Annotated in this window: 14 protein-coding genes, 1 tRNA gene and 1 pseudogene; 7 read left to right on the top strand and 9 right to left on the bottom strand. The window is 63.6% G+C overall.

Annotation, left to right across the window (positions count from 1 at the left end; translation table 11 throughout):
- Positions 1 to 17: 17 nt before the first annotated feature.
- From cpdR1 to AB4Z53_RS12780, 3 genes are all read left to right on the top strand, one after another.
- Positions 18 to 383: a response regulator CpdR1 gene (gene cpdR1, locus AB4Z53_RS12790; protein ID WP_034786813.1), complete on the top strand. Its 366-nt coding sequence runs from the start codon at positions 18 to 20 to the stop codon at positions 381 to 383.
- 261 nt (positions 384 to 644) lie between these two features.
- A tRNA-Val gene (locus AB4Z53_RS12785) sits at positions 645 to 719 on the top strand.
- A gap of 272 nt (positions 720 to 991) precedes the next feature.
- Positions 992 to 1,684 carry an alpha/beta fold hydrolase gene (locus tag AB4Z53_RS12780; RefSeq protein WP_441596195.1) on the top strand — a complete coding sequence of 231 codons (693 nt, stop codon included), beginning with the start codon at positions 992 to 994 and terminating at the stop codon, positions 1,682 to 1,684.
- 131 nt (positions 1,685 to 1,815) lie between these two features.
- Here AB4Z53_RS12780 and AB4Z53_RS12775 read toward each other — a convergent pair whose 3' ends face one another.
- From AB4Z53_RS12775 to AB4Z53_RS12750, 6 genes are all read right to left on the bottom strand, one after another.
- Positions 1,816 to 2,496, bottom strand: coding sequence for a peroxiredoxin-like family protein (locus tag AB4Z53_RS12775; RefSeq protein WP_113541184.1), 681 nt, complete (start codon positions 2,494 to 2,496; stop codon positions 1,816 to 1,818).
- Between the two features lie 128 nt (positions 2,497 to 2,624).
- Entirely contained in the window at positions 2,625 to 5,900 is a 3,276-nt protein-coding gene (locus tag AB4Z53_RS12770) for an adenylate/guanylate cyclase domain-containing protein (RefSeq protein ID WP_441596193.1), read from the bottom strand.
- A gap of 222 nt (positions 5,901 to 6,122) precedes the next feature.
- On the bottom strand, positions 6,123 to 6,383 hold the full coding sequence (locus AB4Z53_RS12765; protein WP_441596191.1) for a hypothetical protein: 261 nt from the start codon (positions 6,381 to 6,383) through the stop codon (positions 6,123 to 6,125).
- A gap of 33 nt (positions 6,384 to 6,416) precedes the next feature.
- Positions 6,417 to 6,605: a hypothetical protein gene (locus AB4Z53_RS12760; protein WP_113541181.1), complete on the bottom strand. Its 189-nt coding sequence runs from the start codon at positions 6,603 to 6,605 to the stop codon at positions 6,417 to 6,419.
- Positions 6,606 to 6,712: 107 nt separating this feature from the next.
- On the bottom strand, positions 6,713 to 7,648 hold the full coding sequence (gene dapA / locus AB4Z53_RS12755; protein WP_441596189.1) for a 4-hydroxy-tetrahydrodipicolinate synthase: 936 nt from the start codon (positions 7,646 to 7,648) through the stop codon (positions 6,713 to 6,715).
- Positions 7,645 to 8,151 (bottom strand): hypothetical protein, encoded by a 507-nt coding sequence (locus tag AB4Z53_RS12750; RefSeq protein ID WP_441596188.1) that lies wholly within the window; start codon positions 8,149 to 8,151, stop codon positions 7,645 to 7,647. Before AB4Z53_RS12750 ends, dapA begins: the two co-directional genes overlap by 4 nt.
- A 301-nt stretch (positions 8,152 to 8,452) precedes the next feature.
- Here AB4Z53_RS12750 and ilvD point away from each other — a divergent pair, with 301 nt between their 5' ends.
- Positions 8,453 to 10,291, top strand: a complete 1,839-nt coding sequence (ilvD, locus tag AB4Z53_RS12745; RefSeq protein ID WP_441596186.1) for a dihydroxy-acid dehydratase — start codon at positions 8,453 to 8,455, stop codon at positions 10,289 to 10,291.
- A gap of 159 nt (positions 10,292 to 10,450) precedes the next feature.
- Complete coding sequence (locus AB4Z53_RS12740) at positions 10,451 to 10,879, top strand: lipocalin-like domain-containing protein (protein ID WP_113541177.1); 429 nt, start codon at positions 10,451 to 10,453, stop codon at positions 10,877 to 10,879.
- 21 nt (positions 10,880 to 10,900) lie between these two features.
- Here AB4Z53_RS12740 and AB4Z53_RS12735 read toward each other — a convergent pair whose 3' ends face one another.
- Both AB4Z53_RS12735 and AB4Z53_RS12730 read right to left on the bottom strand, forming a co-directional pair.
- Positions 10,901 to 11,305 (bottom strand): GFA family protein, encoded by a 405-nt coding sequence (locus AB4Z53_RS12735; RefSeq protein ID WP_113541176.1) that lies wholly within the window; start codon positions 11,303 to 11,305, stop codon positions 10,901 to 10,903.
- Positions 11,306 to 11,447: 142 nt separating this feature from the next.
- Positions 11,448 to 11,847 (bottom strand): annotated as a pseudogene (locus AB4Z53_RS12730) (GFA family protein).
- 82 nt (positions 11,848 to 11,929) lie between these two features.
- Between AB4Z53_RS12730 and AB4Z53_RS12725 the strand changes: the two are divergent.
- Positions 11,930 to 12,403 (top strand): MarR family winged helix-turn-helix transcriptional regulator, encoded by a 474-nt coding sequence (locus AB4Z53_RS12725; protein ID WP_113541204.1) that lies wholly within the window; start codon positions 11,930 to 11,932, stop codon positions 12,401 to 12,403.
- Between the two features lie 11 nt (positions 12,404 to 12,414).
- On the opposite strand, the gene AB4Z53_RS12720 is transcribed toward AB4Z53_RS12725, so the two are convergent.
- Positions 12,415 to 12,861: a MarR family winged helix-turn-helix transcriptional regulator gene (locus AB4Z53_RS12720; protein WP_113541175.1), complete on the bottom strand. Its 447-nt coding sequence runs from the start codon at positions 12,859 to 12,861 to the stop codon at positions 12,415 to 12,417.
- Between the two features lie 61 nt (positions 12,862 to 12,922).
- Here AB4Z53_RS12720 and AB4Z53_RS12715 point away from each other — a divergent pair, with 61 nt between their 5' ends.
- A complete protein-coding gene (locus AB4Z53_RS12715) occupies positions 12,923 to 13,651 on the top strand; it encodes a DUF899 domain-containing protein (RefSeq protein ID WP_441596183.1) in 729 nt (242 codons plus the stop codon).
- Positions 13,652 to 13,749 lie beyond the last annotated feature (98 nt).

Here is a 13,749-nt window from a genome sequence, read left to right as displayed (position 1 = left end):
GAAGCACGGCCCAATTCATGACTGCGAAAATCCTTCTTGCCGAAGACGACAACGATATGCGCCGATTCCTGGTGAAGGCGCTCGAAAAGGCCGGCTACAAGGTCATGTCCTACGACAACGGCGCCAGCGCCTATGACCGGCTTCGCGAGGAGCCCTTTTCGCTGTTGCTGACCGACATCGTCATGCCCGAGATGGACGGCATCGAACTGGCGCGCCGCGCGACCGAACTCGATCCGGACCTCAAGGTCATGTTCATCACCGGCTTTGCCGCCGTGGCGCTCAACCCGGACTCCAAGGCGCCGAAGGATGCCAAGGTGCTTTCCAAGCCTTTCCACCTCCGCGACCTCGTCGACGAGGTCAACAAGATGCTGGCAGCCGCCTGAGCCGCGACAGTTTTCCACAGGCGCGAGCTGTCGCGACTGAAATGAATACGAAATCCGTTTGACCGCCGCGATCCACCAGGGATCTCCGGCGGTCTTTTCGTTTCAATGCCTTAGCAGAAATCCAGGAAATGCAGGGCGCCGGGAACGGCACGCAAACCCGGCCCAGGGGAGGAAAAACACCTCCGCAGAATTTCTGTCAAAAACCTTCGAAAACCCTATTGACGCGGCAACGGCTTTTGTGGTCTATGCGCCACATCGGATGGGCGTGTAGCTCAGCGGGAGAGCACTACGTTGACATCGTAGGGGTCACAAGTTCGATCCTTGTCACGCCCACCATTCGAATTCAAAGGGCCTTTCGAGAAATCGAGAGGCCCTTTTTCGTTCGGCCCGTCACGCGCCGGTCGATGGCTCCGCCCCCCGCGCCCAGCCTGTACGAAGTTTAATGTTTCCGTCATGGAAGAGCCCGGTTTCGCGCCCTAGTTTGCATGCGCAGTCTGAAGGTACCTGCAGACCATCACATCCGTAAACCAACGGGCGGCAACGCATCTCGCGCTCGATGCGCGACGGCGGCGCCGGCCGCAGCTTCTCTGAATGGGAAAGGAACGGACATGCCGGCAGTCAAGAACATCCTGCTCGTACACGGCGCCTGGGGCGATGCATCCCATTGGCGCCACGTGATCCCGCCGCTCCACGCCAAGGGCTACAGGATCGCCGCGGTACAGAACCCGCTGACGTCGCTGGCCGACGATGTGGAGCGCACCCGCAAGCTCGCCGAATCGCTCGACGGCCCGACCCTGCTCGTCGGCCACTCCTATGGCGGCGCGGTGATCAGCGGTGCGGGCCACGCATCCAATGTCGTCGGCCTCGTCTATGTCGCGGCGTTCGCACCCGATGAGGGCGACAGCCTCGGCAGCATTTTCGCAAGGCGCGATCCGCCCTCCGGTGCAGCCAGCATCCGGCCCGACAAGGAGGGTTTCCTCTGGTTGGCGCAAGACACCTTCCGCCAGAGTTTCGGCCAGGACCTGAACGAAACCGATGCGCTGGTCATGGCGGTGGCACAGAAGCCGATTGCCGGGCGTTGCTTCGAGGACAAGGCCGGGCCGCCGGCCTGGAAGACGAAGCCGAGCTGGTACCAGGTCTCGCGCCACGACAACATGATCCCGCCGGAAACCGAACAGTGGATGGCCGAACGCATCAAGGCAAAGAAGATCATCACGCTCGACGCCAGCCACGCCTCGCTTGCTTCGCATGCCAAGGAAATTGTCGCGCTGATCGATGAGGCGATCGCCGCGCTCGGCTAGACCCGGCGCGCAACGCATCGCTTCAAAACAAACTTGCCGTAAAGACGACCCCGTCGATCGCCGGATCGACGGGGTCTCGTTCCAGGATCGCCGCCGAAATCGCCGATGGCCAATCGTCCAGGATCGACGTCTTAGTGCACCATCGCCGAGGCGACGGACATCAGTTCCTCGCGCCGCGGGACGCCGAACAGGTTCTGGCCACCGCCCGGCACTTCGGTAAAGCTCCAGCGCACGACGCCGTCCCGATCGAGCAGGAACTCACCGATGAGTTGCCCGGTCCCAGTCGCCATCATCCGTTCGTCAGCCTCGGTGATCTGGTAGTCCTCCACCTTGTCGAGATAGGCCATGGCTGCAATCGGATCCATCGGTGCCGGCAATTCGCCCGGCAGATCCACCTTCATCGCCATGATCGTCTTCTGGGCGACTTTGTACGGCCAGGCGTCCTCGTCCTCGGTAAATTCGAGGTTGGGCAGCCCGAATGCCCGATGCGAAACCCTTTCCGGATCGGCGGCGGCCATCAAGTTCGGCACGGGATGATAGCGGAAATAGAGGCGCGCCCGATCGATCGGCGTATTGACGACCGTCAGGCTCTCGATGCCCTTCTCCCGCAAGGCGCCGTCGAGTTGCGCCATGGCCGCGATCTGCCGCCTGCAGAACGGACAATGCAGGCCGCGGAACAGGCCAACCAGGACCGGTTTGCGGCCACGAAAATCGTCAAGGGCGATCTGACCTTCCTGCGTGATTGCGTCGAGCACCACATTCGGCGCCCGATCACCCGGCTGCAATGGCCGTCCACTCAGCGGCTCAACCATGTTTCGTCTCCTTATCCCGGCCGGAATACCCCTGGTACGCCTTATGGCAAGGCAGGCATTTTCTCTCCGGCAAGCTGTGTGCAGCAATAAAAAACGCGGACGCCGCGCCCAGGGCGACGATCGGAATGTCAGTCGAGAAACGGCAAGATCATCAACGCTTCGGGATCGAGGCCATGTTGCGCACATATGTCTCGCGCCGAAGCGAAGTACCTTTCCGCTGCATCGAGATCGCCGGCGTCCAGGCAGAGCGTCGCCAAGCCATCATAACACGGAAACAGGAGCTGCGCCTCTTGCGTTTCTCCGCAAAGATCGAGCGCCTCCTGATAGAGGCCGCGAGCGACATCTGATCGGCCATGACATTGATGGATTTGGCCGAGCACCAGCAGCGACACCGGCAGATGGTCGCGCTGGTCGAGTTCCCGGTCGATCGCAATCGCACGCTCCGCTGCCGGCATGCCGTCCGGCGAGCAACGATCGGTGAAGGTGCAATAGGCGACGGCGAGGTTGGCGAGCAGGCGCGCCTGAAAACCGAGGTCGCCGATACGCCTCGCCATATCGAAACCGCACTGACAAACCTCAATCGCGCGTTTCGGATCGGTGACCGCGTAGAAAACGGCCAGATTGGTGTAGCCGCGGCAGGCGGCATTCAGCAGGTTCGCGCCTTCCGCCACCGCGACGCTTTGCTCGACGATACCGATCGCTTCTGCGCTGCGGCCAAGGCGGGCAAGCGTCACGCCCTTGGTGTTCAGCGCTTCGGCCGTGACCCGCATCGCCTCCCGCTCAGTTTCCGGGCTGTCCGACGCATAGGCCTCGATGCGATCCAGGGCGTCGTCCGCTGCCTTGAGAGCGCCTGCATAGTCGCCCATGCGGAAGGCGAGATGGCCGAATTCCTGTGAAAGATGCGCACCTTCGATCGGTGCGCTGACGCCTTCGAGCAGCTCGGCGGCTGCCGCAAAGGAAGCCAGCGCCTCGTCGCGCCGCCCGGCTTCCCACAAATGATGACCGAATTTGCGCCGGATCCGTGCCGATGCAATCCGATCGTCCGTGGCCCGGTAAATCTCCAGCAGGGCGCCGTAGTGCTGAACCGCCGCCTCGCGCTGGCCGGTCGGCCCCAGAAGATCGGCGACGCGTTCGCGTGCAGCCAGCCATTCGGGCCCCTCTTCGCCGGTGGCCGCCAGCGCCGCCATCGCCTGTTCGTAGAGCCGGATGGCATCATCATTGGCATAGAGCGCCCGCGCCCGGTCTCCGGCCGCAACCAGGTATTGCGCGCCTTTGACCTTTTGCTCGGAGAGACCGAAATGGTGGCCGAGCAGCGCCATTTCTTCGAGCCGTTCGGTATCTTCGCCGAACCGATGCTCCAGCACCTTGCCAATCAACGCATGCTCTTCCGTGCGCCGGCTGAGCAGCAGATTGTTGTAGACCACCTCCTGCAACAGCGTCTGGGTAAACCGATAGGTCTGCGTACCCGGCGACCCGCCGCCGTCGCTCACTTCTTCGATGATCTCCGTGTCGCAAAGCAGATCGAGAAGCGCGTCCACCGGCGTCCGCCCCGAAACCACCTGCAGCAGATCCGCATCGAAGCGCGGCCCGATCATCGCAGCGTGATGCAGCAATCGGCGGGCGTCCGGCGGCAGCCGATCGACGCGGCCGAGCAGCATCGCCTCGATGGTGACCGGTATGTCGGCGGCCGCCTCGCGATCCACCATCCGCCAGACCGAGCCAATCTGCTGCATGGCGGAAACGTCGATCAAGCCGCGCACGATTTCCTCGATGAACAGGGGATTGCCTCCGGCCCGTGCCAAAATCCGCGCGGCGAGCGCCTGGGGCAAGCCGTCTCCACCGAAGAAGGCCGCAAGCAGTCGTCGCCTGTCGGCTTCTGAAAGCGGTGCGAGCCGCAGCGCGGTCAAGCTTGTACGGCCGGGCTTCAGCCGATCGGCATCGGCGTCAGGCCGCTGGGTGGTCAAGAGCATCAACGGGCGGCCTTCCGTCCGCTCGAGAACGAAAGACAAGGCCTCGAGCGAGGCAGCATCGGCCCAGTGCAGGTCCTCGATCACGAGCAGCAAGGGGGTTCGTGACAGGCGCCGCTCGAAAATCGCTCTCACTGCTGCAAAAAGCTGCCGGCGCATCTGTTCCGGCTCGACGTGGCGCAACAGCTCATCCCGGGAATCCATGCCAAGGATCCGCAGGAACAGGGGCACGAGTTGTTCGAGCTTGTCTTGAGCGAAACCGATGTCGGCCAATCCAGCCGCAAGCAGCTCTGTCGTCCGCTGCAGGCTGTCGCCCATCGAAATCCCGTAGGCACCGCGCAACACCGCCGCAAGAACGCCATAGGACGGCTCACCGAGCGAAGAACTACCGGCGCGGCGAACGACGACGTTCGAAAATCGCGGATCCCCGGTTACGCGTTCAACGAATTCGCTGGCCAGCCGCGACTTTCCGAGCCCTGCCTCTCCGGTCAGGCGCACGAGTTGCGCCGTCCCGCCGCAGGCAAGCTCGAGGCAATCAATGAGGCGCTTCATCTCCGCCTCACGCCCGATCAGCGGCGCGCCCAGTCCTAGCGCCTCGAGACCCCGAGCCGTGCGCGGCGCCTCCAGAGACTGCATCAGCCTGAAGACTTCGACGCTGCCTGCCTTGCCGCGCAGCGTCATCGCGCCAAGCGCCTCATAGGCAAAGGCGTGGCAGGTCAACCGATAGGTCACCGGCCCGACGAGGATCTCCCCAGGCCCTGCGAGCGACTGCAGCCGCTGCGCCGTGTTGACCGCGTCACCGGTCACCGAATAGGCCTTGCCGTCGCCAGCCCCCAGATGCCCGGCCACGACGGTCCCGGTGTTGAGCCCGATATGAAGGTTCAGCGGCTCGCCGATCCGCGACTGCCAGCGTTCGCCGACCCGTCTTGCCCGGCCGGCCATGTCGAGCGCGGCCCGAAGCGCCCTCTCGGAATCGTCTTCGTGCGCAACCGGCGCGCCGAAGAGGGCAAGCAAGGCGTCGCCGATGAATTTGTCGACGTAGCCACCGTAGGCCTCGACCGCTTCGGTCAGTTCTTCAAAGAGCTCGTTCTGGAAAGCCCTGAGGACTTCCGGATCCACCTGCTCACCGAGACCGGTAAAGCCGCAAAGGTCGGCAAAGAGAATGGTGGCCGTGCGGCGGTCGGCGCCCGCATCCTCGTCCGGCGACGGCCCCTCGCCACCCGATCTTACCTGAGGCGTTTCGGCTACCGTCGGTCGCGAAGCCGTCGGCTTGATGGAAGCTGGGGCTGCGAGCCGGGTGCCGCAGGTGGGGCAAAACGAGAAGTGTGGCGGGCAAAGTGCGCCGCAACCGGGGCATGGGCCATGCTGCTTGGTGCCGCAGTTCGGGCAAAACGCGAACCCGTCTTGGATCTCGCAACCGCACTCGTGGCAGTTCATCGACGACGAACCTTCGAAGAGCCCCGGTTGGCATGGCAGATGCCGGACCGGCCGAGGCATGTGGCTTGGCAAGAATGAACCTGCGTCCGCGGCTTTGCAAGCAACAGCCAATCCAGAACGCGGACCACGGATGCGGCCCGCCCCATGACACTGGCAAGCGGCGCATTCGACGGCGGTCTCCCGACCGATCGGTCGAAACTTGCCGACGAGCCCGCCACACCGTCAGGAATGGTTCCGGCGCGCCTTTGGCGAGCGTGAAAACGTGTCGAGATCGATAGCCGCCCCCTCCGGCGCGCGGCACACCTCTTCCGGGTGCCGGTCGCTGGCCTCGACGGCGAAGTGGATCGCCGCGGTCTCATTGGTGAAGAGGCCGCCGACGACGCCCTTGCGGTCGGAAACGACCCACCAGCCGTGCCGGTCGCGACCGACAACGAAACGCGCACGCGCGAGAAAGCCGCGCCGGATCTGCTGCGTATTGCCCATGATGGGATGATCCTCGTTGATGAGAAAGAAGACTTAACCGGCAAGCCACGGGATGATCGCCTGGATGCCATAGGCGAGTCCGAGAACGACACCGAGCCGGATGCCGATGCCGAGAAAGGCGTCGCGAACCGCGCTGTCATTGCGGCGGTTCTCGATTTTTTCGTTGCCATGGGCGCGTCGGTTCAGCTCGGCGCGGGCGGCAAGATGCGGAAGGCGTGACATGATTTGTCTCCTGGTGGACGAGAGACCGGCCACGCGCACGCCCTGGAACAAAACTCCGCGGGGCGAAAGACGAGGCTGGACCGGAATTTGCTCGGGATGATGGGAACTCAGCTCGCGAGCGCGAAGCGGAGGTCGCCGCCGACATGGGAAGCGGGCGGTTCGCTCAGCGGTTCGAGGGCCGCGCGGATCTCGGCCGCCGTTTCCGGCGCAACCGGCGTCAACGGCAGGCGCAGTTCGGGGCTGAGGGCGCGCGCCAGGTGCAGCGCATATTTGACCGGTCCCGGATTGGTCTCGCGCTCCAGCGCCACCAGCAACGGCCTCAGCCGCTCATGGATGGCAATCGCCGCCCCGACATTGCCGCTCGCAATCGCCTGATGCATCGCCACGACCAGCCGCGGCACGACATTGGATGCCACCGATATGGTGCCGTGTCCGCCGCACAGATTGAAGGGCAGCGCCGTCTGGTCATGGCCGGAAAACGGGTGAAGGCGGTTCTTCAGCGCAGCCGGCATCGAAAGAAGCCGACCGATGTCGCCGGTCGCATCCTTGATGCCGACGATGCCTGGAAGCTCCGCCAGCCGCTCAAGCGTGCGCGGCGCAAGATCGACACCTGTGCGCGAAGGGACATTGTAGAGAATGACAGGCAGGTCGACAGCACCGACGATCGCCTCGAAGTGCCGATAAAGCCCCTCCTGCGACGGTTTGCTGTAATAGGGCGCGACCACGAGCGCCGCATCCGCGCCGAGCGCCTTGGCTTCGGCTGTCAGGGCGATCGTCGTCTCGGTGCTGTTGGTGCCGGTGCCGACGATAACGGGGATTTTGCGCTCGGCGACCTCGACGCAGCGCTCGATCACCAATGCCCGTTCGGCGCGCGACAGCGTCGGCGCCTCACCGGTGGTGCCGCAGGCAACGATGCCGGAAATGCCGTGGCGAATCTGCCATTCGACCAGCGACATCAGGCCGACGACATCGACCTTGCCGTCGCGAAACGGCGTGACGAGCGCCGTGATCGCCCCTTCGAGGCGCAGCGAATGCATGCTCATGGAAATATCCTCCAGGTGGGAAACTGGCCGCGATCGGTAGCTGCGATGGCAAGCTGGTGGCCGCGGCAGGAGCGTAACAAGGCGCCGAGAATGGCCGCCGCCGGATCGACATGGCGTGCCTTGTAGGTGACCCGGCCGGAACCTGGCGGCTGATAGCGCAGCACACAGGTCCAGATCCCCAGTTCATGACTGAGGCTGCGCAGGCAGAGTTTTGCCTCGGTGGTCGAAGTCAGGTGAATGACCGCGTCGACCAGGGCATCGGCCGCCATCAGTTCGCGGAACCGAGGCGATGGCCACGCGCCGGCGGCAAGCTCCGGAAGCTCCCGGATGACCCGAACCGCCTCCCAGACCTGATGCTCGCGCAGGCGGCGAACGGCGGTCAGCCGCAGCAGCAGCGCTTCCAGTTCATCCGGATGCGGCTCGGTGGCATCGGGTTGCTCTCGCGGAGCCTGCGGCGGTAGGATTGGGAGATGACGGCGGAAGCGGAAATCATGAAGAGACATGGCACTCATCCGTGTTCGATGGAGAGAGGCTAGCCCCGTCAGGCGTCGGGATTCGATTCCGACTTCAAGCAGCCGGCATAAGATTTCCGTAAAGCGCGCCGATTGCGGCTGTCCAAGCCGTCAGAGCCCGGCTAGATTTGCGTTTGAAGGTTGGTGGACCGGGCCGAAATCCGCGCGCACGGCGTCGAAATAATCTGACGCAAAAGATGACGCGCACGCAATTTTGCGCTAGGTAGCCCCTTCGGTGGCGATCCGGATCGCCATATCCGTGCAATACCCCCTGTCCGTGAAGGAACATGCCATGCCTGCCTATCGCTCACGTACCACCACCCACGGCCGCAACATGGCCGGTGCCCGCGGCCTCTGGCGCGCGACGGGCATGAAGGACAGCGATTTTGGCAAGCCGATTATTGCGGTGGTGAATTCGTTCACCCAGTTCGTGCCGGGCCACGTGCACCTCAAGGATCTCGGCCAGCTCGTTGCCCGCGAGATCGAGGCAGCCGGCGGCGTCGCCAAGGAATTCAACACCATCGCCGTCGACGACGGCATCGCGATGGGTCACGACGGCATGCTCTATTCGCTGCCGTCGCGCGAGATCATCGCGGACTCCGTCGAGTACATGGTCAATGCGCACTGCGCCGACGCCATGGTCTGCATCTCCAACTGTGACAAGATCACGCCCGGCATGCTGATGGCGGCGCTCCGCCTCAACATCCCCGCCGTCTTCGTTTCCGGCGGCCCGATGGAAGCCGGCAAGGTCGTGCTGCACGGCAAGACGCATGCGCTCGACCTGGTCGACGCCATGGTCGCCGCCGCCGACGACAACGTGTCGGACGAGGACGTCAAGGTCATCGAGCGCTCCGCCTGCCCGACCTGCGGCTCCTGCTCCGGCATGTTCACCGCCAACTCGATGAACTGTCTGACCGAGGCGCTTGGCCTGTCGCTGCCCGGCAACGGCTCGACGCTCGCCACCCACGCCGACCGCAAGCGCCTGTTCGTCGAAGCGGGCCACCTAGTCGTCGATCTCGCCCGCCGCTACTACGAGCAGGAGGACGAGAACATCCTGCCGCGCAACGTCGCCTCCAAGAAGGCCTTCGAAAACGCCATGGCCCTCGACATCGCCATGGGCGGCTCGACCAACACCGTTCTGCACATTCTGGCCGCCGCCCATGAGGGCGAGGTCGATTTCACCATGGCCGACATCGACCACCTGTCGCGCAAGGTTCCCTGCCTGTCGAAGGTCGCTCCGGCGAAAAGCGACGTGCACATGGAAGACGTACACCGCGCCGGCGGCATCATGTCGATCCTCGGCGAACTCGAGAAGGGCGGCCTCATCAACCGCGATTGCCCGACTGTGCACAGCGCGACGATCGGCGACGCGATCGACCGCTGGGACATCACCCGCACCTCGAGCGAAACGGTTCGCAACTTCTTCCGCGCGGCGCCGGGTGGCATCCCGACCCAGGTCGCCTTCAGCCAGGAAGCCCGCTGGGACGAGCTCGACACCGACCGTGAAAAGGGCGTCATCCGTTCGGTCCAACACCCCTTCTCCAAGGACGGCGGCCTCGCCGTCCTCAAGGGTAACATCGCGATCGACGGCTGCATCGTAAAGACGGCGGGCGTCGACGAAAGCATCCTGAAGTTCTCCGGTCCGGCCCGCGTCTTTGAAAGCCAGGACGCATCGGTCAAGGCGATCCTTGCCAACGAGATCAAGGCCGGCGACGTCGTCGTGATCCGCTATGAAGGCCCGAAGGGCGGCCCTGGCATGCAGGAAATGCTCTATCCGACGAGCTACCTGAAGTCGAAGGGCCTCGGCAAGGCCTGCGCGCTGATCACCGACGGCCGCTTCTCCGGCGGCACCTCGGGTCTATCGATCGGCCACGTCTCGCCGGAAGCGGCCAATGGCGGCACGATCGGCCTGGTGCGCGAAGGCGACATGATCGACATCGACATCCCGAACCGCACGATCAGCCTGCGTGTCGACGAGGCAGAACTTGCAAACCGCCGCGCCGAACAGGACGCCAAGGGCTGGAAGCCGGCCGAGCAGCGCAAGCGCAAGGTGACGACCGCGCTCAAGGCCTATGCGGCTTTCGCCACCTCCGCCGACCGCGGCGCAGTGCGCGACCTCGGCGAGCACTGAGCCGCCTGCAGATAACGACGAAGAAAGGCTCCCGGGATCCGGGAGCCTTTTTTCTTGGCCGGATTTTGCGGTCGTATGGCCGCGTTCAGCACCGCTGCCTTCTTTGCCGGATGAGGTGCATCTGGTATTTTAGACCACCCTAAGATTAAGAGGCGGGTCATGGCAAACACATCCGAACTGCTCGGCACGTGGAAGATGCTCTCCTGGAAACGCGAGGTTGTCGCGACAGGCGAAACCAGCGATGCGATGGGCGCCGATCCGATCGGCTATCTCTCCTATGACGGGGATGGCCGGGTCACCGCCGTCGTGGTGAAGCGCGATCGCCCGAAACTGAAGGGCGCCGTGCCGACGGACGACGAGAAGGCAGCGCTCTTCGATACGATGCTTGCCTATGCCGGAAGCTACAGGCTCGAAGACGGCCGGATCATCCACCACCTGGATGCGAGCTGGAACCCGGCCTGGGGCATGTCAGAGCTGATCCGACCCTTCGTCGTGGAGGGCGACAAGCTGGTGATCTACGGCGCACCGGCCATCGACCCGAGGACCGGCGAAGAAGTCACCTACCACCTCGAATTTCGCAGGATGTGAACGCCCAGCCGTCTCCAGGCGTCAGAGGTGACGCGTCTCGGCGGGCGCATGGAACCAGTTGTTGTTGCGTCCGTCCATGTATTGCACCGGCGCCTCGGCGAGCACCGCTGGATCGAGATCGTCGAGGCAGGCAAGGTTGACGGAGTAGTAGGCGCCGCCGATTTCCTCGATGTAGCCATGACCGAAAGCGGCAATGCCGCAGGTCTTACAGAAGCGGTGATGCGCGCTTTTACTGGCGAATTGATAGTCGGCGATGTTGGCCTCATCGCACTGCAGGCGAAAATCATCAGGCTTGACGACCACGCCCCAGTAGCGCCGCTTCCAGCAGATCGAGCAGTTGCACTTGCCGGTGCCCGCGTCGAGGTCGATATCGGCCTCGTAGCGGATGTTTCCGCAATGGCAGCTTCCTTTGTAGGTCAGTTTCATAGCCGTCGCTCCTGCTTGGCGGGCCAGACAGGCCCTTTTGCCGCCCACCCGGCTGGCAACACTGTGCCAGGTGAAGTTCATGCAGACCATGTGCCATGTTGACAACATATTGTCAATAACAAGCAAGTTTCCGGCACGCAAGTCAGAGATGACGAACCTCGGCCGGCGTTTCATCCCATCGGTCGTTCCGGCCATCCAGATATTGCACCGACACCTCTGCAAGGACGGACGGTTCGACGTCGTCCAGCGTGGCGACATTGATGCTGCAATAGGCGCCGCCGAGCTCCTCAACATAACCATGACTATAGGAGGCGACGCCGCAGGCGGGGCAGAAATGGTGGCTTCCGACCTTGGAGCCGAACTGATAGAGCCCAACCGCATCTTCCGGTGACAGGAGGCGAAAATCCTCCGGCTGGACCTGCCCGCCCCAATAGCGGGTCTTCGTACAGAACGAGCAATTGCATCGCGTCGTTCCGGCCGAACGTCGCCTCGTATCGCACCTTGCTACAATGGCAACCGCCCCTGTAAGTCCTTCTCGCCATGCCCTCTTCTCCCTTGCTGAAGGGATCACATTATGACAACATGGTGTCATATAAACATCCACACAACGATGGTGCTGTCAACATGAAAGACCCTGATCGGACGCCCGCCGGAGACGCCTTTGCGGAGTTCGCGATATCGGTGCTGCGGCTTGCCGGTCCACTGACACACGCCGGCGACGCGCTCGCCAAACCCTCCGGGCAGACCAGCGCCCGCTGGCAGGTGCTGGCCGCGGCAAACCACGCCCCCATGTCGGTCGCCGATGCGGCCCGCGCGCTTGGCCTCGCGCGCCAGGGCGTGCAGCGCATCGCCGACCTTTTGGAGGCGGAAGGCCTGATCGACTACAGGGACAATCCGACCCACCAAAGAGCAAAGCTCATGGTGCTCACGGCGACGGGGGAAACGGCGCTTGACGAGATCAAGGAGCGGCAGGCCGCCTGGGCCGACAGGCTTGGTGCCGAGTTGGGTGAAAGGCGCCTGCGGCAGGCCTCGGCCCTGATCGCGGAGATCATTGAGGTGTTCAAGGAACGTTCTTCGCCTGAAGACCCGGCCTCCTGAGCCGAGACGGCTCAGGCCAGCGTCAGGAGGTCCGCGCGCAGGCGGTCCGGCCCACCGTCGCCAAGTACCGGATCGAGCGCCGCATGCAACGCCTTCCAGATCGGTAGCGCGCGCAACAGCAGCGCTTCACCTTCCTGTGTCAGCCGCAGCCGCCGCGACCGCCGGTCCTCCGGATCGGGAAAGCTCTCGATCAAGCCACGCCGCTCCAGCGGCTTGAGCGCTGCCGTCAGCGTCGTCCGATCCATCGCGAGCAGCGACGCCACCGAACCCATGTTCGGCGGCTCCGGACGGTTGAGCGACATCAGCAGCGAGAACTGCCCGTTGGTGATGTCGAAGGGGCGTAGCGCCTCGTCGAACCGCCGGGCAATGGCGCGCGCGGCGCGCTGCACATGCAGGCAGAGGCAGGTATCCCTCACATGCAAGGTGGTCTCGAACGGGATCGAAGGCATCTTTGACATGCCTGATTAATGTTGATATCAACGTAAATAGTCAAGTGCAACGTTGGAAGGAGGAACGGGCATGAGACAGGACCAGGCAGTCGTATCGCCTCAGGAGTGGTTGAAAGCGCGCAAAGACCTGCTGGCGCTGGAAAAGGAACACACGCACGCACGCGACAGGGTCAACGCCGCCCGGCTGGCCCTGCCCTGGGTGAAGATGGACAAGACCTACGTCTTCGACACCGCAAGCGGGCGCAAGTCACTGTCCGAGCTTTTCGACGACCGCAGCCAGCTCATCGTCTACCATTTCATGTTCGGCCCCAGCTGGGAGGCCGGTTGCCCTGGCTGCTCGTTCCTGGTCGATCATTTCGCCGGCATGCTGCCGCACCTCAACCACCACGACGTGACGCTGATTGCCGCATCGAACGCACCGCTTGCGAAGATCGAAGCCTATAGGAAGCGCATGGACTGGCACTTCCCGTGGGTCTCGGCCGAGGGCAATGGCTTCAATCGTGATTTCCACGTCGCCTTTTCTCCGGACGAACTGGCAAGCGGCAAGGTTGCCTACAATTTCACCGAGACCGAAAGCGCCAACGCGCATGAGGAACTGCCGGGACTGAGTGCCTTCCAGAAGGACGAGGACGGCACGATCTTTCACACCTATTCGTCCTATGCCCGCGGTCTCGAGGAACTGGTCGGCACGCTGATGCTGCTCGACCGCGCGCCGAAGGGCCGTAACGAAGACCGGACGATGAGCTTCGTCCGTCGCCACGACGAATACGACCGGGAACCCGGACGCAAGGCAGGCTGACCGGCCGCGTCGTCGCAGGCGGAACCTTTCGCCTGCGAGATCGTTTTCAGAACGCTCGCTGGCCGGGTCGATGACCTGCGCCCGGACCAAGAAGGAAA

Source organism: Ensifer sp. 2TAB8, from assembly GCF_052115125.1.
In the GTDB taxonomy this organism is placed as follows: domain Bacteria; phylum Pseudomonadota; class Alphaproteobacteria; order Rhizobiales; family Rhizobiaceae; genus Ensifer.
Note: the sequence above shows the minus strand (reverse complement) of the source record. Positions and strands in the feature narration are given on the sequence as shown.